Raw genomic sequence first — 20601 nt, 5'->3', positions numbered from 1 at the left:
GTGGTTATGGGCAATCACCATGACAGCATCGCCCTGGACTGGGTTCGGGGCGAAATACAGGACACGCTGACCCAGGGTCAGCACGCACTGGAAGCGTATGTCGAGAATCGTGACGACACCGCGCGCCTGCGCTTCTGCCTGAACTATCTCCACCAGGTTCACGGTACCCTGCAGATGGTTGAGCTTTACGGCGCAGCCCTGCTGACCGAGGAAATGGAGAAGCTCACCCAGGCCGTCCTGAACGAGACCGTCGCCAGTGTGGATGACGCGGTGGAAGTATTGATGCAGGCTATCCTGCAGCTTCCCCAGTATCTGGAGCACCTGGCAAGCAGCAAAGACGATTTTCCGATGGTGCTGCTGCCCCTGCTGAACGACCTCCGGGCCGCGCGGGGTGAATCGCTGCTGTCCGATACGTCGCTGTTCAAACCTGACCTGGCACCCTCAAAGGTTGCCGCGGCTGCCAATGTGTCCCAGCGTCTGCAGGATCCGAAAGTTCTGGGCCACATCCGCAAGCTTCGCCAGATGTATCAGTTCGCTCTTGCCGGGGTTGTTCGCGAGGCCGACCTGGATGCCCACTTCGATTACATGCAGAAGGTCATCCAGCGGCTGGTCCGGTTGTGCCAGAAAACTCCCCGCGGCCAACTCTGGAAAGCGGCCGGCGCCTTCGTGGAAACCCTCCAGGAACACGCCAACCCGGTTAATACCGCCGTCAAGTCGTTGTTACGGGAGCTGGACGCCGAAATCCGTCGTCTGACCGACGAGCATGTGGACATTTTGCAGCAGCAAGCTCCCGAAGCCCTGCTCAAGCACCTGCTGTATTATGTTGCCCGTGCGCGGGAACTGGACACACCGCTGGTGCAGGAATTGCGCAACGACTACCGCCTGGAGCAGGCCCTGCCGTCGGATGATGATTTAGACGCTGCCAAAACCCGGGTATCCGGCCCCGGCCGCGATGCCATTCACTCGGTGGTCAGCGCCCTGAACGAAGAGCTCGCCAAGCTCAAGGATCAACTGGATCTGTTCGTGCGGTCGGAACTACGCCAGAACGATGAACTGGAAGAGCTGCTGCCGGGCCTGCGTCAGGTGGCCAATACCCTGGCGGTGCTGGGCCTTGGCATACCCCGCAAAGTCATTACCGAACAGCTCGAACTGGTGGAAAAGCTCTCCGCACAGCCTGAACCAGTGGACGACGGCACCCTGATGGATATCGCCGGAGCTCTTCTGTACGTGGAAGCCAGCCTGGCTGGCCTCGACAGTGAACGGCATTCAGAGAGCAGCAGTGATGAAAATGAACAGCAGTCCGTTAACATGGGCTCGCGGGAACTTGGAGAAGCCAGCAGTGCCTTGCTGAGGGAATCACGCAATACCCTCGAGCAGGTCAAGACCGCTATCGTCAATTTCATTGCCTCGCAATGGGAAACCGGCGAGATAGAGCATGTGCCCGGTTTGCTCCACAGCATTCGCGGTGGCCTGAGCCTGATCCCCCTGGATCGAGTTGCTGATATGCTGACGGCGGCCGAGCGTTACATCACCGACGTACTGCTTGGGGGTAAGCAGGTTCCTGACTGGAAGCAACTGGACACCCTGGCCGATGCCATCACCAGTATCGAGTACTACCTGGAGCGACTGGCCGAGGGTATTGAGGACAACGACAGTGTGCTCGGCGTAGCCGAGGCGAGTCTCAATTCTCTCGGTTTCCCCGTTGGCAAGGAACCCACCTGGCGGCATCCCTCGGAAGAGGATGTTCCCGTGGTGGAGACGGAAGTGCCGGCAGAGTCAGCTGCAAGTGACTCCAAAGGTTCCGACGAAGAGCTGCTGGACGATGAGATACTCGGCATCTTTGTAGAAGAGGCCGAAGAAGTTCTGGAAACCATTAACGAATTCTATCCCCGCCTGCGCCAGAACCATGACGACCGCGAAGCATTAACGGAAGTTCGCCGTGCCTTCCATACCCTGAAAGGGAGCGGCCGGCTCGTGGGCGCCACCAGTATCGGTGAGCTGGCCTGGTCGGTAGAAAACCTGCTGAACCGGGTGATTGACCAGACACTCCGCCCGAACGACGACATGTTCGGCCTCGTCGACGACGTTAACAGCCGGATTCCTGCGCTGATCAATGATTTCCGTAGTGGCCAGTCTGATGGTGACGTGACGGAGCTCATCGAGCGCGCCGAAGCCATGTCCACCACCCGCAAAACCGACCCCGACAGCGATACCGAAGAACTCGCGGCGGAATCGGGCAGCAATGAAGAGGCAGACACACAACCAGATGCCCCGGCAGAGGCACCGACAGCCGCCGGGCAGTGGTCTTCCGAAGACAGTTCCGAAGACGATCTCATCGATGACGAAATTCTCGAGATCTTTATCGAGGAAGCCGGAGAGGTACTGGATACCATCCGTGAATTCCTGCCCATGCTTCTGCGCCAGCATGATGACCGTACCGCACTGTCTGAGGTCCGGCGTGCGTTCCACACCCTGAAGGGCAGTGGCCGTATGGTTGGCGCACTGGTTGTTGGCGAGCTGGCATGGTCCGTCGAGAATATGCTGAACCGTGTGATCGACGGTAGCATCTTCATGAATGATGACATTGCCGGCCTGCTGGAGGAGGTGACCACCGTCCTTCCGGAGCTGGTGGAAGATTTCGAGAAACGGCGTGCTCCGTCCCGTGATACCTCTGTGCTGGAAGCACGTGCGGAAGCACTTGCCAACGGCGAGATCCCCGACGCCAGCACCATGCCGCCATGTGAGCCATCGGCGGCAGGAGATGACGAAGACACCGCGGTCGACCCGGTACTGCTGGACATCTTCGAGAGTGAGACCGAGACCCACCTGCAGACCCTTCAGGACTTCCTGCGTGCCGCCGGTGACAAAGCCAGTGTTGCCTATACTGACGATCTCTCCCGCGCTCTTCACACGCTGAAAGGCAGCGCGCATACCGCTGGTATCGGCCCAATTGCCGCGGTGATCACACCGCTTGAACGGTTTGTCAAGGAAGCCCGCGCCCAGAACAAGCGCGCAGACCAGGAAGTCGTCAGCCTCATTGGTGATGCCTGCAGCTTCCTGACCCAGGGCCTGAGACAGATCCGGGAGAACCCACAGGGCGACCTTCCCGGCACGGAGGACTTCCTGGAGAAGCTGGAACAGGTCAGCAATACCACGCTACGTGGCGCCCGTTCCCGTGATGATGAACCGGAAAAGGATAACCGTCCGCAGCTGGTTCAGCTGTTCCTCAACGAGGGCCTGGACATCCTGCTGGATGCAGACCGGATTCTTGATGAATGGGCAGACAATCCGCAACAGACCTCTGCGCTGGATACGCTTCGCACCGAATTGCACCAGTTGACGGACGGGGCACAACAGGCAGGCCTGACAGACGTCGCCGAACTTTCGGGGGCACTCACCAATGTCTACGAGCGTGCTGCGAAGCCGGGATTCCTGCCAGATCCGTTTTTCTTCGACACAATTCGTGCCGGCCACGAACACCTGATCAACATGATGGACCAGGTCGCAGCCGGGCTTGCCACAGAAAGCGGTGAAGAGCTGATTGCCGGGCTGGACGCGCTCGCGGTGGATGTTTCCGAAGAAGCAGAAGCTGAAACACCGGATGCTTTCGAACAGGAATTCACCGGCGACCTGGAGGAAATCGACCGCAGCTTTGATCTTGACGCTGACGATACATCGGAAGAGAGCGACGAACTGCCACCGCTGGCGGAAACCGATGAAGATATGGATCAGGAACTGGCGGAAATCTTCCTGGAGGAAGCCCGTGACCTGATCGACAGCACCGCCGACGCCCTGCAGAGCTGGAGCGATAATACCGGCAATCTTGACCTGCTGCGCCTTTTGCAACGAGACCTGCACACCCTGAAAGGTGGTGCGCGCCTTGCTGATATCCCTTCAGTTGGTGACCTGTCCCACGAACTGGAAAACCTGTTCGAAGGGCTGACCGAGCAGCGGCTTGCTGTTACCGGCGAACTGTCCGACCTGCTGTTCCGCTGCCACGACCGTTTAGCGGGCATGGTTGACGCCCTGGAACAGAATGAACAACCGCGACCGGCACCGGACCTCATCAGTGAAATCCACGCTTACATGGACAATGCCAATGGCTCTCGGCCGGTGACGGACGTGAAGCATGATGACGCCGAAGCCGAAGGTGATGAAGACATTCCGCTGGCTGACCTGGACGATAGCGACAGTCCGGAACCGGAACATGCCACTGATCTCTCACACCTTGATCCGGAGCTGATCGGCATCTTCCTGGAAGAAGCCTACGACCTGATCAATTCCACGGGCAGTGCCCTGCATACCTGGAGCGAAGATACCGCCAACCGCGACGTCGCGGCGGAACTGCAGCGAGATGTTCACACACTCAAGGGTGGCGCCCGCATGGCTGGTGTCAACGCCATTGGCGACCTGACCCACGTGCTTGAAGACCTGTTCGAGAAAGTGGCCGAGGGTCAGCTCAGCGCCAGTGAAGACATGAACAATCTGCTGTTTGCCTGCCACGACCGGCTTGCACAAATGGTCGAACAGGTTGCCACGCAAAAGCCGTGTCCGCCGGCAACGGAGCTGGTTGAACAGGTGGAAGCCATTCTCGCTGGCAAGTCGTTGCCCTCGGAACAGCCGGATCTGGTGCCGGATACGTCCGTCGCCGATGCCATTCCACGGGCTTCCGATGATGACCTGGTCGGCATCTTCCTCGATGAGGGCATGGAGATTCATGAGGCCATAGGCGAATGCCTGGCCCAGTGGCGCGATGAACCGGAAGAGCTGGTCGGCGTGACTCAGCTGCAACAGGAACTGCACACTCTCAAGGGTGGCGCGCGCCTGTCGGATGTTGATCCCATTGCAGACCTGGCCGAAGCCTGGTCAGACGCCCTGGACCCACTGATTGCCGGTGCCAACAATCAGTTCACTCTGTTGGAGCTCAGCGAGAAGGCCCATGGCTCCTTGCAAAGCATGCTCTCCAACCTGGAAGATGGCAGCAAGCCGGTAGCTGACAAAGCACTCATCGACGCCTTGAGCGATGCCCACAAGGCCTCTGGCGATGAGCTTGCCGAAGCCGACGCGCCAGCCGCAGCATCCAGCGATGACGATTCTGTTGACGCCGAGGTGTTGGAGATCTTCCTGGAAGAGGCCGGCGAGATTCTTGATCAGCTGGAACAGTTACTGGACGACTGGCGTAAGGACCCGGCCAACCACCATTTCAACCAGGAAGCCCAGCGTGCACTGCATACCCTCAAGGGTGGAGCCCGGCTGTCGCAACTGGGTGAGCTGGGGGACAAGGCTCATGGTCTTGAGACAAGACTGATTGACCTGGGTGGCAACACTCCGGGTGAAGAAGCCTGGCAGGCCATTACCGAAGATCACGATGGCATCGTGGCACTGGTCGCTGACATCCGTAACCGGTTCGAAAACACCGGGGCGGTTCCCGAACCCGCCAAACCGGAAGCGAAAGCACCGGTAGCGCCCGAGCCAGCGGCGGAAAAGCCCGCCCAACCGGAAAAACCGGTAGTGCCGGCGCCCAAGCCCAACAAAACGCTTTCCAAGGCCCCGGCAAAAGCGGCCGCTGCCCAGCGCGCGCCCCAGGAAACCATCCGGGTATCCGCCCCGCTGCTGGACGAGCTGGTTAACCTGGCTGGCGAAACCAGTATTACCCGTGGCCGCCTGGAGCAGCAGACCAGCGACTTCAGCCATAACCTGGACGAAATGGCCGCCACCATCGAGCGTCTGCGAGAACAGCTGCGCCGGATGGAAATCGAGACCGAGACACAGATCCTGTTCCGCGCAGAGAAAGAGCATGGCCCGGATTACGGCGACGACTTCGACCCGCTGGAAATGGACCGCTATTCCGCCATCCAGCAGCTGTCGCGGGCACTGACGGAGTCGTCCTCGGACCTTGCAGACCTGCGGGAGACCCTGTCGGACCGGGTTCGGGATACCGAGACCCTGCTGGTGCAGCAGTCACGGATCAACACGGAACTTCAGGAAGGTCTGATGAAGACCCGAATGAACCCGTTTTCCTCCATGGTGCCCAGGCTGCGCCGCATCGTTCGCCAGATCAGTGGTGAGCTCAGCAAGAAGGTCGAGTTTGATGTCCGTAACCCCGAAGGGGAGATGGACCGAAACATCCTGGAACGCATGATTGCGCCGCTGGAACACATGCTGCGTAACGCGCTGGACCATGGCATCGAGACACCGGCAGACCGCAAGAAAGCTGGTAAGCCGGAAACCGGTGAGGTAACCCTGTCGCTCACCCGTGAAGGCGGCGATGTGGTACTGCGGATGATCGACGATGGCGCTGGCATTCCGGCCCAGGTCATTCGCGACAAGGCCATTCGTCAGGGCATGATGGCGGCGGATGAAGAGCTGAGCGAGCGGGAAGTCCTGCAGTTCATCCTGCAGCCGGGCTTCTCCACCGCACAACAGGTCACCCAGATTTCCGGCCGTGGTGTGGGCATGGATGTCGTTGCCAGCGAGATCAAGCAGCTCGGCGGCAGCCTGGATATCGACTCCACTGTCGGCAAGGGCACAGTCTTCACCGTTCGCCTGCCATTTACGGTGTCGGTCAACCGGGCCTTGATGGTGTCTACCGGCGAGGATTTCTACGCCATACCGTTGAACACCATCGAAGGCATCGTGCGGGTCAGCACCTACGAGCTTGAGGAATACTACAAGCCCGATGCGCCGCTGTATGAATACGCCGGCCAGCAGTATCGCCTGCAGTATCTGGGCAGCCTGCTGAACAGCGATCATCATCCCAAACTTCAGGGCCAGGCACTGCCACTGCCGGTGATTCTGGTGCGTGGTGCAGAGCAACCCATGGCCCTGCAGGTAGACAGCCTGATGGGCAGCCGCGAAATCGTGGTTAAATCCCTTGGCCCGCAATTCGCTACCGTGCGAGGTGTCTCCGGCGCCACCATCCTTGGTGATGGTAACGTGGTGGTGATCCTCGACCTGCCGGCCATGATCCGTTCTGACATCCTCTCCGAACGCCAGCGTATCGCCAACCTCGAGAAAGCCAAGGAAGCGGCACGCCGCGAGGAACAGTCCACCATGGTTATGGTAGTGGACGACTCGGTTACCGTGCGCAAGGTAACCTCGCGCCTGCTCGAACGTAACGGCATGGAAGTAATCACTGCGAAGGACGGCCTGGATGCGGTGGCACAGCTTCAGGACCACAAGCCGGATATCATCCTGCTGGACATCGAGATGCCCCGCATGGACGGTTTCGAAGTGGCCAGCTTTGTGCGCCATGATGAGAATCTCAGAGATACGCCGATCTGCATGATCACCTCCCGGACCGGGGAAAAGCACCGTGAACGGGCGCTGGCCATAGGTGTCAACGAATACCTCGGTAAGCCCTTCCAGGAGACCGAGCTGCTTGACACCATCATGCGGCTGACCGGGAATCAGTGATGACCGGTCAGCCAGGACGGCCAACGGTCGGTATAGTCTCGGACATTGTTCTGCAGCGCCACAGGTTGCAGGAAGCGACGTCCAGGTTTGGCCTGGACGTTTGCTTTTCTGGCGACCCGGATCGTCTCCAGGGTTATCCGGAATTTCCGGATGCCTCCCTTTGGCTGATCACCCTGAAAGACGAAGCGGATCATCCTGTGCTGTTCGATCATCTTCTGGAAAATACCGAAGCGCCCGTCCTGTTTGGCCTGGACTCTGCCCCGAAACCCGGAACCACCGAGTATTTTCGCTGGGAACGCCGGCTGCTGGACAAGCTGGAACAGTCCCTGGGGCACATAGAGAAGCTGGATTCCGCGGCCGCTATCGAGGAACTCGACAACGAGCCGCCAAAGGCAGCAACCTCGCCCACACTGCCACACTGGATTTCGCCGGCATCGCCAGACCTGCCTGCCGAAGAGATCTGGATTCTGGGCGCTTCACTCGGCGGCCCAGCTGCGGTTAAAGCCTTTCTCGATAATCTGCCGGCGGGATTACCAGTAGGCTTTGTCTATGCCCAGCATATAGACAACAATTTTACCGAGGTGCTCACCCGGGTGCTGGGGCGCCACGCCCACTATCAGTTGAAACCGGCAGAAAGCGGGTATCGCATTCACAACGGTGACGTTATCCTGATGCCGGTAGAGCACGAGTGGACCCTGGACGACAGCGGTGCGCTCGAGCAGCGGGAGACGCCCTGGCCGGGCCCCTATGGGCCGTCCATTGACCAGGTGCTGTTGAATATTGGTGACCATTACGGTGCGCGCTGCCACGCTATTTTGTTCTCCGGTATGGGCAACGATGGCGCTATTGCAGCACCTTTGCTGAAGGCCTACGGCAGCCGCATCTGGGTCCAGGAAAGTTCCAGCTGCGGAAACAGTTCAATGCCCGATTCGGTGGCCGCAACCGGCTGTGCTGTATTCTGCGGCACGCCGGAACAGCTGGCCCGAGAACTCGTCAAAACGATTGAAGAATCCTGCCTGCTCAAGGGCCGGCAAAAACGGGATTCCGCCTGAGGACATGAGTAATGAACGACAACAGCCAAACCCTGCCCTGCGTAATGATTCCAATGAGCGGAAAACAACTGCTGTTACCGAACGTTTCGATAGCCGAAGTAGTGGATTTCGCCAGTTCCGACCCGGCAGCCAATACACCGGAATGGCTAGTGGGTGAACTTGATTGGCGTGGACTGAACCTGCCGGTAATCTCGTACGACGCAGCCAACGGCGGCAAACTCACTGTGCCCGGTGGTAATCGTGGGCGAATTGTGGTGCTTAATACCATTGGTGACCATCATAATTCTGTGCCCTTCATGGCCCTGGTCACCCAGGGGATCCCCAGCCAGAACCGCCTCACCGAAGACCAGGTCAGACAGATTGACGGCGAGACCGGACCGGCGGACCTGATGGTGGTGGAAGTCGACGGCGAAACTGCCATCATCCCCGATCTTGGTTATCTCGAATCCCTTGCACTGGAAGTCTCCCGATAGCAGACGTGGCACTGTTTTTTGCTAATGTTATAATGTTGCAAATTTTGCAGGACAGTGCCCATGTCATCCAGTGCTCTTCCCTATCGTCCCCACAATCACCAGGCCTGTGTAACCCAGGCATTGGCCGATGCCAGAGCCATCTGTCAACAGCATAATGCCCGCCTGACACCAACCCGCGAGCGGGTGCTCGAACTGATCTGGCAGTCCCACAAACCCCTCGGGGCCTATGACGTTCTCGCGGTACTGGCAGAGGACGGCCACAACGCCGCCCCACCTACCGTTTATCGGGCCCTCGACTTCCTTCAGCAATACGGGCTGGTGCACCGCATCGCCTCGCTGAACGCGTTTACCGGTTGCACCCATGCTGGCAAGAGCCACAATGGCATGTTTCTGATCTGCCGCTGGTGCGGGAACGTGCTGGAACTGACAGCACCCGCTGTCTCCAGTGCCGTCAATACAGCCGCTGCTGAAGAATCCTTCCGCCCGGAGGATGTGACTATTGAGGTATCCGGCTGTTGCCCACGCTGTGCCGCGGATAATGCTCATGACTGAAGCTCTGGTAGAACTCCGGCGAGTAACCGTTAACTTTGACAACCGGCCAGTGGTTGACCACGTGGATCTGCGGGTGCAGCGGGGAGATATCATCACCATCATTGGCCCCAACGGTGCAGGCAAAACGACGCTGATCAAAGCTGTTCTGGGTATTCAGCCAATCTCCGAAGGCGCTCTGAGCATGGCCCCCGGGCTGACCATCGGTTACGTACCCCAGCATCTGACCCTGGAGACCACATTACCGCTCAGCGTAAAGCGATTCATGCTGCTCAGTGGTCGTTCCCGCCAGGAATGCCAGGAAGCACTGTCGAAGACGGGTGTGGAACACCTGATTAATGCCTCGGTCCATCACCTCTCCGGGGGCGAAAAACAGCGGCTGCTGCTCGCCCGTGCACTGGCCCGCAGGCCGGACCTGCTGGTGCTGGACGAACCTGCACAGGGTGTGGATATAAACGGCCAGGCAGCGCTCTATGACCTGATCCGAAGCCTGCGGGACGAACTGAAATGTGGCGTGATCATGATCTCCCATGACCTGCACCTGGTCATGGCAGCCACCGACAAGGTTATCTGCCTCAATCAGCACGTGTGCTGCAGTGGTTACCCAGCGGATATCTCCCACGACCCGGCTTTCATTGAAACCTTCGGACGTCCGGTAGCGGAAAGCCTGGCGGTGTACCATCACCACCACAACCACAGCCACGACCTGCACGGTGATGTTGTTTCCGGTGACCAGGATGATGCCCACGGGGAGTGCTCCCATGTCCATCATTGATGCGGTACTCGGAGACTTTTTCTGGCGAGCACTGATCGGCGGCCTTGGCGTGGCCCTGGTCGCCGGGCCGCTGGGCTGCTTCGTGGTGTGGCGGCGCATGGCTTATTTCGGCGACACCCTGGCCCACTCCGCACTGCTGGGCATTGCCCTGAGCTTCCTGATTAGTGTGCCCATCAATCTGGGAGTGATCATCACCTGCGTGGTGCTGGCTATTGCCCTGGTGCTGTTTTCCCGCAGCAAAACCCTGGCTACCGACACACTGCTGGGGATTCTGGCCCACAGTGCGCTCGCCATTGGCCTGGTAACCCTGAGTTTTATGCCCGATATACGGGTGGACCTGACTGGCCTGCTGTTCGGCGACCTGCTGGCCATGAGCCGCCATGATCTGCTCTGGATCTACGGCGGTGCTGCGCTGATTCTGGGTTTGCTGACCGTGCTTTGGCGGGGACTGTTGATGAGCACCATTCACGAGGAACTGGCGAAAGTCGAAGGCGTTCCGGTAGAGCGTCTGCGGCTGGCGCTGATGCTGATGTTCTCCATAGTGATCGCCGTTGCCATGAAAATTGTCGGCGTACTGCTGATCACCGCATTGCTGATTATCCCGGCGGCCACCGCCCGCCGCCTGGCCACCAATCCCGAGCATATGGTGGGCATGGCCATCATATTCGGTTTTATTGCCGTTAGCGGCGGGCTGACGCTGTCATGGCATCTGGATACACCGGCAGGCCCTTCCGTGGTGGTCACTGCCTTTTCGGTGTTTTTGCTGGTCTACGGCTCGGCGCGCCAGACCCAGGCGTGAATTCAGGTAATGGGGTACCGTTGACCGGCGCTGTAGCCGTGATCCCAAGTGTGGACTAAAGTAGAGAGGCAGGCAGTCCCCTAAAACCTCGCCAACGGTTATGGATCAACCTATGGAAAGCCTCGGACTGACAGGGAAAGGACATATTCTGGCGCTGCCTCACCTATGGGCTCCGCTGCTGATTCTTGCCGCCGGACTGGCGGTAACCGGCGTCACGGCGCTGGCGCTGGAGAGCCAGTCGCGCACCCTGGCCGAAGAGATCTATCACCGCCAGCACAACACTCTTGTTGCCCGATTGAGCGGCTATGAAGAGCTTCCACCCATAGTCATCGACGGGGCGGTGCCCCGGCAAACAGTAAACGACTCCACATCCGTCGAGCTCTGGCTGGCAACCGTGTTCAAAAATTCCGTACCAGGCATGCTCAATCTGCGCATTGATACCCTTCAACGGCACACCAAGTTGCCGCTGTATCAGACCATTCACACCGCCAACCCCGATCACTCCCGGTCATTGCGCTCTGAAATAGCCGTTGGGGAAAACCGATGGTTGCTGACCACCCTACCTGATACCGGGTTTCTGGAGCGCCCCGCGCAACAATCGTTTCAATTCGTGTGGCTGGCAGGGCTGATAATGACTTTGCTTGCAGCCATTATTGTCACCTTACTGTGCCTGCGCATACGGCACTGGCAAACGCGTTTCCGCAATGCAGACAAGGGGCGTGAGCAATATTTACAGCAACTCAATAACATGCAGGTGGAAAAATCGATTCTACGGCAGGCGTTGAATGATAGTGAACAACGTAGCCGAGACCTGGTAGCGCTATCCGGAGCAACCATCTGTGAGCTGGATGAAGATGGCACGACCGGGTACGTCTCGCCCCAGGTGGCTGATCTTCTCAAAAAGGCACCAGCTGATCTCGCCGGGTTGCCCTTCGAGCAACTGGTTGATCCAGCCTCCCTGGATAATTTCCGCCTGGCTCTTCAAGCATCGAGACAGGAACGGCAAATCCAGCGGATTGACCTGAAGCTGCTGGACTCCGGGGATCACCAGGTGCCGGTTACGTTGCGGGCTCTGGCGTTACGGGACACATTTCGCGGCTTCTGCGGCTACCGGCTCAGCCTTCAACCCAATGGTTATGGCTCCTGACCGGTAACTCAGGGGGCCCGGAAACCGTCAGCGTTTTCCATCCAGCGGCCGTAACACATCTTTCAGGCGGCCGGAATCAACCAGTTCCATGAACTCATCGCCCAGGCGATCACTCTCGGCAATGGCCTTGCGCCAGGCGCGCTCGCGGCCGGCATCATCACCCAGGTAACGCTCAAAATCCTTGCGGTCCGGCAGTTTCTTGTCGGGCAGCGTCTGCAGGTATTCCGGCGATGGCGAGACCAGCATCACATCCTGCAGCCGGGTCGCATCGCCCCGGCGCCAGGGCAGGGTCTTGTCGAACCAGCCGGGAACCACCTTATCGGTGAAATGGGGATACAGAATCACGCCTGGCTGCTCATAGGGCAGATCCAGGTGGTAGTCCAGCAGGCCACCATCACGGTACAGGCCTTCCGGGGCCCCTGGAATGTTGCGGACACCGGACATCACCATGGGGATGGAAGCAGAGGCCAGAAGCGCGGGCATCAGGTTGTCGCGGGTCAGGGCCACTTCGTGGCTGGGGAAGTCCACCAGTCTGGCCAGCGGCGCTTTGATCCGGGCGTCGTGCATAATGCCCCGTTCCATGAAGCGGCCCAGGTGATGGCGGCTCACCATGTTGGCGCTGATGGCATTCATCAGGCCCAGGCTGAGCCGGCCTTTGGTGTCATGCGCCAGCATGCCACGACTGCGAACGACAACAATGTTCAGGCGGTACCAGGGATGATTGAGGATATGGTCTTCACAGCCGGCGAGCAGTTCCTCCAGAAACAGCACGCTCTTGCGGCTGACTTCCGCCATGCTGACACCTTTGGCAAAGCGCTGGGAGGTGTACAGGTCCGCCAGCCGGGCCAATTGTGCCTTGGGGTCGTCTGTTGACGCTACCGCTGCGAAGCGCCAGCTGCCAATGGACGAGCCAATCAGCGAACGTACCTGCGGAGCCCGTGGCAGAAAATCTCCGAAAATCGCCTTATCCAGACCAGAAATACCCAGCGCCTTGGGGCCACCGGCCGCACCGGGAACAACATGCACATCGGCTGCGGTAAAGGGCTTTTCCTGCAACCGCTCAAAGGCTCGGCTTCCGGCGCGGATGGTCAGCGCGGGCGGGCGGGTGTGTACGGCGGTCATAGGGTCTCCTTGCTCAGAGCCGCAAGTTTATCGGACTGCAGGCCGGGCAGCCATAGCCAGGAGGGCACTGGTACCGGGATGTAAAACCGGCTTTCCTCCCGCAAAGGTCGTGCTAGACTTCGGTATGGCCTTATCCAGGAAGTCTGGCCCCAATTTAAACAGCCGGAGTATGCTGTGAACCCTCTTGCCGCCACAAATAGCCTGGCTACAAATCCAACCCTTGCGGTACTCGGTTTCAAGCGTCAGATCGTCTACCACCTTCATTTCTGGGCATTTGTCGCCGTTGCACCGCTGGTAATGGTGCAGTGGCGGCAGGACAATATCCTGCTGGCGCTGCTGTTAGTGCTTTTCTGCCTGAACGCAGTGGCAGTGATTGCCTTTCTCCGGTTTCGCGGCAGCTATTTCCTGAACGGCCGGCTGTTTCCCATACTCGCAGTGTTGTGCGCCGCCTACTCCACCACAATCAATGGTCACGCAGGGCTCTACTGGGCCTATCCCGCAGCAGCAGCCCTGTTTTTTTTGCTCCCACTCAGGGAAGCCATTGCCAGCAATATCACTTTTGTCGTCAGCATGGCGGTGGTGTCCTTTACGCAATTTCCCGAGGCAGATTTCTGGCGCATCACCTTTTCCCTGGGAATTACCTGCGTGTTTGTCATGATCTTTGCCTGGCTGGTGGGACGGCTTCAGACGGAGCTGACCCGGCTGGCCACTACCGACCCACTCACGGGTTGTCTTAACCGGTCTCAGCTGGCGGACCTGCTCAATGGCCAGATTCAGATGCGCGAACGCTATGAGCGTGTTTCAAGCCTGGTCTTGCTGGACCTGGACTATTTCAAGACCATCAACGATCGCTGGGGCCACCTGGCCGGAGACAGAGTTCTGCAGGAGCTGTCATCCAGGCTGCGCAAGCGGCTGAGGGAGAACGACCGCCTGTTCCGCATTGGCGGCGAGGAATTCATGCTGGTACTGCCGGAAACCCGCCAGAAAGACGCTGACAAGCTGGCAAAGGAACTGCTGACAAGCATCAGCGCCCGCCCCTTCATTGAAGGTATACAGATTACCGCCAGCGCCAGTGTGGCGGAAGTCAACAAGGGCGAGACCTGGTCCGTATGGCTGAACAGGGCGGACCAGGCGCTTTATGAAGCCAAGGCAAGGGGGCGAAATCAGGTAGCCAACGCTGTGATGCGCCAGGAAGTCACACCACCTGAAGACACGGACTCCCTGCTGGCTGATGCCTAGCGTCCCGTCTGGCTACTCCGTATGCCGGCAAAAGTCCCGCCAGGCACGGTAGACCTCTGAAGCACTCTCAAAATGCGGGTAGTGGCCGACATTACGCAGACTGACGACATCCGGCTCCGGGATAAGCTCCCGATACCGCCTTGCCATTGCGGCACCTGAAACCGGGTCCGCCACCCCGGAAATCAGCCTCATCGGCTGTTTCGCATTCTGTAACGCGCCAACCCAGCGATGTCGGTGGCAACGGCGTTCTTCCATAAATTGAATCAGATTGTGCAGGATGCCGCGACCGTTGTTGTAGGTAAGCAAATACCAGAAATCATCCATGTCTTTCGGGTCAGGCATATTCCCCGGTCCAAACAGGCGCCGAAAATTCCGCTCAAAAGTGCGACGGGACAGCCCCCGACTGAGCAACCCGCCCAAAGGACTGCGCAGCAGTTTCTGTATCAGCAGGGGATTGTGAACTTCCGGAAACAGCGCCCCGTTGAGAAAACCGACCCGTTTGATGGCAAATGGCAACAAGCCCTCCTGGTCACGCGCCAGCAACTCCTGCGCCACACTGCATCCATAGTCGTGGGCAAAAAGGCTGACCTGTTTTAACCCGAGCCCGGCAATCCAGCCTTCAAACATGTCGGCCTGGTCTTCGATACTGTAATCATAGAGCGCCGGTTTGTCGGAGAAGCCGAATCCCAGCATATCGAGGGTAAATACCGAATGATGTTGCACCAACATCGGCCACAGGCGGTTCCAGTCCCAGCTGGCGGTGGGAAAGCCATGGAGCAGCACCAGGGCATCACCCCGGCCCGCCATTCGGCTGAAAATAGCGTGCCCGCCATAGGAGAACCATTTGCCTTCATGCTGCCAGCTTTCCAGCGTCCCTGTCTTTGCGCCGTGGGTTTTCAGGCCCTGCGCTCCTGGTATTACCTGTTCCATTCCGGTTTCCTGAAACCTGCCTGAATCTGGAACTCTAAATCAATCCAGCCGTGCCCGCCATATTCCCGCGGGCAATTTGCGAAACGGGTCGGTTGTGGTGGTCTTTTTGATCGGTGCAATCGTAATTCTGGAGGCGATCGGCAAATTCCCTTAAGCTTTCGCCTTTGAACCGACTAATGACACCGGAAGCATCTATGACCAACAAGCTTGACGACCTGGCCAACCATTTCCAGCAGATAATTGCCGGCCTGGGCGAAAATCCGGGCCGCGAGGGCCTGCAAGACACCCCGCTGCGGGCTGCAAAAGCCATGCAGTTTCTCACCCAGGGCTATAGACAGAATCTTGAGGAGCTGGTTAACAATGCCGTTTTCGAGTCTGCCATGGATGAAATGGTCGTGGTTCAGGACATCGAGCTCTACAGCATGTGCGAGCATCACATGCTGCCATTTATAGGGAAGTGTCATATCGCCTACCTGCCCCAGGGCAAGGTACTCGGGCTATCCAAGTTTGCACGCATTGTTGACATGTATGCCCGTCGGCTTCAGATCCAGGAAAACCTGACTCGTGAAATAGCTGAAGCCATTGAGAGCGTTACCGGCGCCAAGGGTGTGGCCGTGGTCATCGAAGCCCAGCATATGTGCATGATGATGCGGGGCGTTGAAAAACAGAACTCGCGCATGAAGACCTCGATGATGCTGGGCCAGTTCCGTAAGTCCCAGGCCACACGAACTGAATTCCTGACACTGATTCGGGATCGCTGAACAGCCGTGGATAACCAGGAGGCCAGATGACTGCAGTGACCGCCAACAATCAGGCAACCGTGCGTATAAAGGACCTGTTGCTACGCGCTTATATCGGGATCAAGGAAGAGGAGATCAACAATCAGCAGGATGTGCTGATTAATGTTCGTTTGACCTACGATGCCGCAGACGCCATCAACCAGAACGATATCCGTTCGGCACTGAACTACCGCACCATTACCAAACAGATCATCAGCCACGTAGATGGCAATCGGTTTGCACTTCTGGAGCGGCTTACCCACGAAGTGCTCAGCATCGTGATGGAACATGAAGCGGTGAGTTGGGCGGCAGTGGAAATCGACAAGCCCCATGCGTTACGCTACGCCGAATCGGTGTCTGTCTGTCTTGAGGCGCACCGGGCCACCTGACAAGTCGGTATATTCATGTCCCGTAACAATCCTGAACAACTGCGCAGAATACTCGAAACCGTCCGCACCATTGCCCTGGTCGGCGCCAGCGACAAGCCCAATCGTCCCAGCCATGAAGTGATGGCCTACCTGCAGGGGCGCGGTTACCGGGTAATACCCATCAATCCCCGGCTGGCCGGTAAGACGGTGCTCGGTGAAACCGTCTATCCCGATCTCGCTTCTTTGACCACGCCCGTGGATATGGCGGATCTTTTTCTCGCTCCCGACCACACAGACCCGGTTATAGACGCTGCCATCAAACAGGCCATACCGGTTATCTGGATGCAGATCGGCGTTATCAATGAACAAGGCGCATTGCGAGCTGAAGAGGCGGGCATCACCGTTGTCATGGACAAATGCCCCAAGCAGGAAATTCCACGCCTTGGCATAGCTCCCGTAACACAATCTGCGACGTGAAATCGACAACCGCCCGTCGCCGTTGACCAAGTGTCTGTCCCGGATAAGCGTTTTCGGGATATCATTAGACCTTCTGGGCCAACAATTAGTAACAGATTGTCGCGTTTATCCCTCATAATCGGGTGAAATTGGCCGATAAACCAGTCAGTCGATTCATCAACCGGAGCACTTAGTGGACAAACCTGCATCAGCGCTGACCCTGTTCGTCAGGGGTTTGCTGAACCCGGCTTTTCCAGCACTGATTTTCCTGGTGTTTCTGGGAATTGCCCTGGTTCTGCAATACGGCCTGGAAGAGCAGGATAACTCCCAGATCCAGTCCAACCTGGACAACGAAGCCCAATCCATGGCGAGCCGGCTCGAGCGGGAATTTCTGGTTCATGTTGATGCCATTCGCCGTATGGCAGAACGTTTTGAGGCCATCCCCGATATGCCCCGGGAAATCTGGGAACAGGATGCTCGCAACTATCTGTCTGATTTTGGTGTCTACCAGGCAATTGAATGGATTGACCGGAATTATATGATCCGTTGGATGGAGCCCTATGAGGGCAACGAGGATGCCATTGGCTACAACGTGGCTTTCTCCCCGGAACGACTGGACTCCCTGCAGCAGGCGCAGACCAGTGGAAACCTCGATATTTCCGGCGTTATAGACCTGAAGCAAGGTGGTAAAGGCCTGGTCATCTACGCCCCTGTATTCAGCGGCGACGCCAACAATGGCTTCATTGCAGGCGTATTCCGGATGGACGTCCTGGCCAGGCACCTGCTTACCAGCAGCGCCCTGGAGTTTTTCCACATCGAAATCAGGGACGGCGGAGAACCAGCCTACGAGCTCAACAGCTCAACCAACACCGACCCCGGCTTTTCCCGCACGCTGGACATCGACCTGCCAACCATCGACTGGGCTTTGACAGTAACCCCTTCCGTATCCTGGGTTGAGGACCAGCGCAGTAGCTGGCCATTTGTAACGTTTGTGATCATGCTATTCATGGGCCTGTTGACCAGCCTCACCACCTTGCTTGTACAACTGATCCTCAAGCGCAACCAGGCACTGCTGAAAACCAGACGCGAGCTGGACGCGGAAATCAACCAGCGCCAGGCAGTGCAGAAGGATCTCGCCCGCCTGGAAACCACCGATACCCTGACGGGCCTGGCAAACCGCCGCTTTTTCATGGAAGACCTGGCCCACACCCTGAGCATAGCCGACCGACAAATGCGCCAGGTGGCGCTGGTGATGATCGATCTGGACCGCTTCCAGATGCTCAATGACTCTCTCGGCCATCAGTTTGGCGACGAGCTTCTGATCAAGGTGTCCGAACGCCTCAACGCCCTCAGCGATGAGAAAGTCATGGTGGCATATTCCGGTGGCGATGAGTTCATGGTCTGCCAGCAACATGTGGGAGACATCGACGATGTCATCAACCTGCTGGGCCAGATAAAACAATGCTTTGAAGAGCCTTTTGATGTTCAGGGCGATCAACACGGTATCACCGCCACCATGGGAGTGGCTGTTTATCCTCAGAGCGGCCTGGACGCCGATACCCTCATGCGCAATGCAGACGTAGCGCTGTATCGGGCCAAAGAACAGGGCCGCAACACTTACCAGTTCTATACCGAAGGCATGCAGGACCGGGAAGTCATGCGCCTGGAACTGGACAAGGATCTGGACCACGCCCTGGCCAACGACGAATTCGTGCTTTACTTCCAGCCCCAGCTGGACCTCAACGACTCGTCCATCAACAGCGTGGAAGCCCTGATCCGCTGGCAACATCCCCGCCGTGGTCTGTTACCACCAGTGGATTTCATACCCCTGGCCGAGGAAAGCGGACGCATTACCGATATCGGCCGCTGGGTGGTCTTGGCGGCCTGCCGGCAACTGGCGAAATGGCAGAACGGGCCCCACGCCAACCTGCGCATTGCAGTAAACCTGTCAGGCCGGGAACTGGATGACGAGAATATCGTGGACCACATCCAGGATGCTCTGGAATCCAATGGCGTTCCTGCCGAACGGTTGGAAGTGGAACTGACCGAAGAGATTTTTATCCAGAACATTGAGCACAACCTCAATCAGCTGTCCAGGCTCCACAAACTGGGTATCCACCTTGCCATTGATGACTTTGGGGTTGGTTACTCTTCCCTGGGCTACTTGCGTGATTTCCCGGTGGACCTTCTCAAAATCGATAGTTCCTTTATCACCGAGGTCGCTGAACGCCACGACGATGCAGTGATTACCCGGGCAGTGATCAACCTGGCCCATAACCTGGGTATTCAGGTGGTCGCTGAGGGTGTGGAAACCCGGGAGCAGTTCGACTTCCTCAAGAATCACCGCTGTGACCTGATCCAGGGTTACCTGATCAGCCGCCCGATTCCCGCTGCTGAACTGGAAAAGGCGTTGAATGCCGGTTTGCTGAATATGGATACGCCAGTCGGTACCTGATTGAAATGGGCGCTTCGAATCACCACTATTGTGCTATCAGCTTTCAAGGTGCCAATTCATGAGTTCAAACTATCTTACCCAGGAACAGGATGACCGCTTGCGTCGCTGGGAATCCTGGAACAAGAGCTATTTCATTTTCGCGTTCTTTTCGCTGATCGTGATTCTGGTGTTCAGTAGCCAGCTTGGTCTGTCCAGTGGCGATAGCTGGGGCCCTCTGGGTGTACTTATCGCTCTGTTAATCACTCCGATCATTATTCTGCAATTGCGTCTCGAATGCCCCGCGTGTGGGCAGAAAATCGGCTGGCAGGCCAAATTGATGGCCCCGAACCAGTGCAAGGCCTGTGGCACCTTTCTCCGCTCAAAAGACTCCTCTTCCTGAAAAAACCTTTGACCTGTGAGTAGCTCTCAGGTTTTAGGCTATCCTTATAGTGTTGCTCTGTGGCATCCACTGGGTGCCGTACGTGAGTGGAAGTTATTCGTTTCCAAAACACGCTCCTTCGGCACATCCATGTGACGCTTGAGCTCCGCCATCCATGGCTCCGCACAGTTTTGGAAACGAATAACTTCCCCTCACTTGTTCAACTTTTGGGATGGCCGTCCGAGTTATGAAAGTCAAAGAGATTGCCTTAAAGGCGGGTGTTAACCCGGATACCGTTCGGTTCTATACCCGGGAAGGGTTACTGAAACCCACCCGGAATCCGAATAACAACTACCAGCAATATGATTCAGAAGATCTTCGGCGGCTTCGGTTTGCCCGTAAGGCCCGGCAACTCGGGTTCTCGTTACCCGAAATACGGCAGATTCTGGAGCAGGCGGACGATCATCATTCGCCCTGCCCGATGGTGCGGGATGTGTTTCAGCAACGGCTGGCGGAGGTTGAGCGTGAGATTGCCGAGTTGCAGCAACTACGCCGGCGTATGACGGCGGCGCTTTCGGCCTGGCAGGACATGCCGGACGGTACGCCGGATGGCCATACGATTTGCAGGTTGATTGAACATTGGGACGAAGCTGTTCCCGAAAATTCCAGCAAGGAGTGATGCT

General features: G+C 57.8%; 16 protein-coding genes. 14 read left to right on the top strand and 2 right to left on the bottom strand.

The window, feature by feature from the left end:
• The first annotated feature begins 6 nt into the window (after positions 1–6).
• The 7 genes from M8010_RS02650 (at position 7) to M8010_RS02620 (ending at position 12211) form a co-directional block, all read left to right on the top strand.
• Complete coding sequence (locus M8010_RS02650) at positions 7–7416, top strand: Hpt domain-containing protein (protein WP_250087996.1); 7410 nt, start codon at positions 7–9, stop codon at positions 7414–7416.
• A complete protein-coding gene (locus tag M8010_RS02645; protein ID WP_250087994.1) occupies positions 7416–8468 on the top strand; it encodes a chemotaxis protein CheB in 1053 nt (350 codons plus the stop codon). Before M8010_RS02650 ends, M8010_RS02645 begins: the two co-directional genes overlap by 1 nt.
• Positions 8469–8479: 11 nt before the next feature.
• Entirely contained in the window at positions 8480–8941 is a 462-nt protein-coding gene (locus M8010_RS02640) for a chemotaxis protein CheW (protein WP_250087992.1), read from the top strand.
• A 60-nt stretch (positions 8942–9001) separates the two neighbouring features.
• Entirely contained in the window at positions 9002–9493 is a 492-nt protein-coding gene (locus tag M8010_RS02635) for a Fur family transcriptional regulator (RefSeq protein WP_250087990.1), read from the top strand.
• Complete coding sequence (znuC, locus tag M8010_RS02630) at positions 9486–10265, top strand: zinc ABC transporter ATP-binding protein ZnuC (RefSeq protein WP_250087989.1); 780 nt, start codon at positions 9486–9488, stop codon at positions 10263–10265. The genes M8010_RS02635 and znuC overlap by 8 nt, the downstream gene beginning before the upstream one ends.
• Positions 10252–11064, top strand: a complete 813-nt coding sequence (locus M8010_RS02625) for an iron chelate uptake ABC transporter family permease subunit (RefSeq protein WP_250087987.1) — start codon at positions 10252–10254, stop codon at positions 11062–11064. The genes znuC and M8010_RS02625 overlap by 14 nt, the downstream gene beginning before the upstream one ends.
• Before the next feature lie 112 nt (positions 11065–11176).
• The gene (locus M8010_RS02620) at positions 11177–12211 is read left to right on the top strand and encodes a PAS domain-containing protein (RefSeq protein WP_250087985.1); all 1035 of its coding nucleotides are present in this window, start codon (positions 11177–11179) and stop codon (positions 12209–12211) included.
• A 27-nt stretch (positions 12212–12238) separates the two neighbouring features.
• On the opposite strand, the gene M8010_RS02615 is transcribed toward M8010_RS02620, so the two are convergent.
• On the bottom strand, positions 12239–13333 hold the full coding sequence (locus M8010_RS02615; protein WP_250087983.1) for a patatin-like phospholipase family protein: 1095 nt from the start codon (positions 13331–13333) through the stop codon (positions 12239–12241).
• Positions 13334–13507: 174 nt separating this feature from the next.
• On the opposite strand from M8010_RS02615, the gene M8010_RS02610 reads away from it, so the two are divergent.
• On the top strand, positions 13508–14572 hold the full coding sequence (locus M8010_RS02610) for a GGDEF domain-containing protein (protein ID WP_250087975.1): 1065 nt from the start codon (positions 13508–13510) through the stop codon (positions 14570–14572).
• Positions 14573–14584: 12 nt separating this feature from the next.
• Here the strand turns inward: M8010_RS02610 and M8010_RS02605 are convergent, their stop codons facing one another.
• Positions 14585–15502 (bottom strand): alpha/beta fold hydrolase, encoded by a 918-nt coding sequence (locus M8010_RS02605; protein ID WP_250087965.1) that lies wholly within the window; start codon positions 15500–15502, stop codon positions 14585–14587.
• A gap of 194 nt (positions 15503–15696) precedes the next feature.
• On the opposite strand from M8010_RS02605, the gene folE reads away from it, so the two are divergent.
• From folE to M8010_RS02575, 6 genes are all read left to right on the top strand, one after another.
• A complete protein-coding gene (folE, locus tag M8010_RS02600) occupies positions 15697–16263 on the top strand; it encodes a GTP cyclohydrolase I FolE (protein ID WP_250087963.1) in 567 nt (188 codons plus the stop codon).
• 26 nt (positions 16264–16289) lie between these two features.
• Positions 16290–16670 carry a dihydroneopterin triphosphate 2'-epimerase gene (gene folX / locus M8010_RS02595; protein ID WP_250087961.1) on the top strand — a complete coding sequence of 127 codons (381 nt, stop codon included), beginning with the start codon at positions 16290–16292 and terminating at the stop codon, positions 16668–16670.
• A gap of 15 nt (positions 16671–16685) precedes the next feature.
• Complete coding sequence (locus M8010_RS02590) at positions 16686–17126, top strand: CoA-binding protein (RefSeq protein ID WP_250087958.1); 441 nt, start codon at positions 16686–16688, stop codon at positions 17124–17126.
• A 172-nt stretch (positions 17127–17298) separates the two neighbouring features.
• The gene (locus M8010_RS02585) at positions 17299–19560 is read left to right on the top strand and encodes a bifunctional diguanylate cyclase/phosphodiesterase (protein ID WP_250087950.1); all 2262 of its coding nucleotides are present in this window, start codon (positions 17299–17301) and stop codon (positions 19558–19560) included.
• Positions 19561–19618: 58 nt separating this feature from the next.
• A complete protein-coding gene (locus tag M8010_RS02580; RefSeq protein ID WP_250087942.1) occupies positions 19619–19939 on the top strand; it encodes a hypothetical protein in 321 nt (106 codons plus the stop codon).
• A gap of 226 nt (positions 19940–20165) precedes the next feature.
• Complete coding sequence (locus tag M8010_RS02575; RefSeq protein WP_250087940.1) at positions 20166–20597, top strand: MerR family transcriptional regulator; 432 nt, start codon at positions 20166–20168, stop codon at positions 20595–20597.
• The last annotated feature ends 4 nt before the right edge of the window (positions 20598–20601 follow it).

The sequence above is a fragment of the Marinobacter sp. ATCH36 genome (assembly GCF_023555055.1).
GTDB lineage: Bacteria > Pseudomonadota > Gammaproteobacteria > Pseudomonadales > Oleiphilaceae > Marinobacter.
This window is presented reverse-complemented; position numbering and strand designations above follow the sequence as displayed.

What these genes read in the sequence shown, in the direction of transcription:
- M8010_RS02650 (WP_250087996.1), top strand. Translation starts at nt 7, where the DNA reads ATGGGCAATCACCATGACAGCATCGCCCTGGACTGGGTTCGGGGCGAA.
- M8010_RS02645 (WP_250087994.1), top strand. Translation starts at nt 7,416, where the DNA reads ATGACCGGTCAGCCAGGACGGCCAACGGTCGGTATAGTCTCGGACATT.
- M8010_RS02640 (WP_250087992.1), top strand. Translation starts at nt 8,480, where the DNA reads ATGAACGACAACAGCCAAACCCTGCCCTGCGTAATGATTCCAATGAGC.
- M8010_RS02635 (WP_250087990.1), top strand. Translation starts at nt 9,002, where the DNA reads ATGTCATCCAGTGCTCTTCCCTATCGTCCCCACAATCACCAGGCCTGT.
- znuC (WP_250087989.1), top strand. Translation starts at nt 9,486, where the DNA reads ATGACTGAAGCTCTGGTAGAACTCCGGCGAGTAACCGTTAACTTTGAC.
- M8010_RS02625 (WP_250087987.1), top strand. Translation starts at nt 10,252, where the DNA reads ATGTCCATCATTGATGCGGTACTCGGAGACTTTTTCTGGCGAGCACTG.
- M8010_RS02620 (WP_250087985.1), top strand. Translation starts at nt 11,177, where the DNA reads ATGGAAAGCCTCGGACTGACAGGGAAAGGACATATTCTGGCGCTGCCT.
- M8010_RS02615 (WP_250087983.1), bottom strand. Translation starts at nt 13,333, where the DNA reads ATGACCGCCGTACACACCCGCCCGCCCGCGCTGACCATCCGCGCCGGA.
- M8010_RS02605 (WP_250087965.1), bottom strand. Translation starts at nt 15,502, where the DNA reads ATGGAACAGGTAATACCAGGAGCGCAGGGCCTGAAAACCCACGGCGCA.
- folE (WP_250087963.1), top strand. Translation starts at nt 15,697, where the DNA reads ATGACCAACAAGCTTGACGACCTGGCCAACCATTTCCAGCAGATAATT.
- folX (WP_250087961.1), top strand. Translation starts at nt 16,290, where the DNA reads ATGACTGCAGTGACCGCCAACAATCAGGCAACCGTGCGTATAAAGGAC.
- M8010_RS02590 (WP_250087958.1), top strand. Translation starts at nt 16,686, where the DNA reads ATGTCCCGTAACAATCCTGAACAACTGCGCAGAATACTCGAAACCGTC.
- M8010_RS02580 (WP_250087942.1), top strand. Translation starts at nt 19,619, where the DNA reads ATGAGTTCAAACTATCTTACCCAGGAACAGGATGACCGCTTGCGTCGC.
- M8010_RS02575 (WP_250087940.1), top strand. Translation starts at nt 20,166, where the DNA reads ATGAAAGTCAAAGAGATTGCCTTAAAGGCGGGTGTTAACCCGGATACC.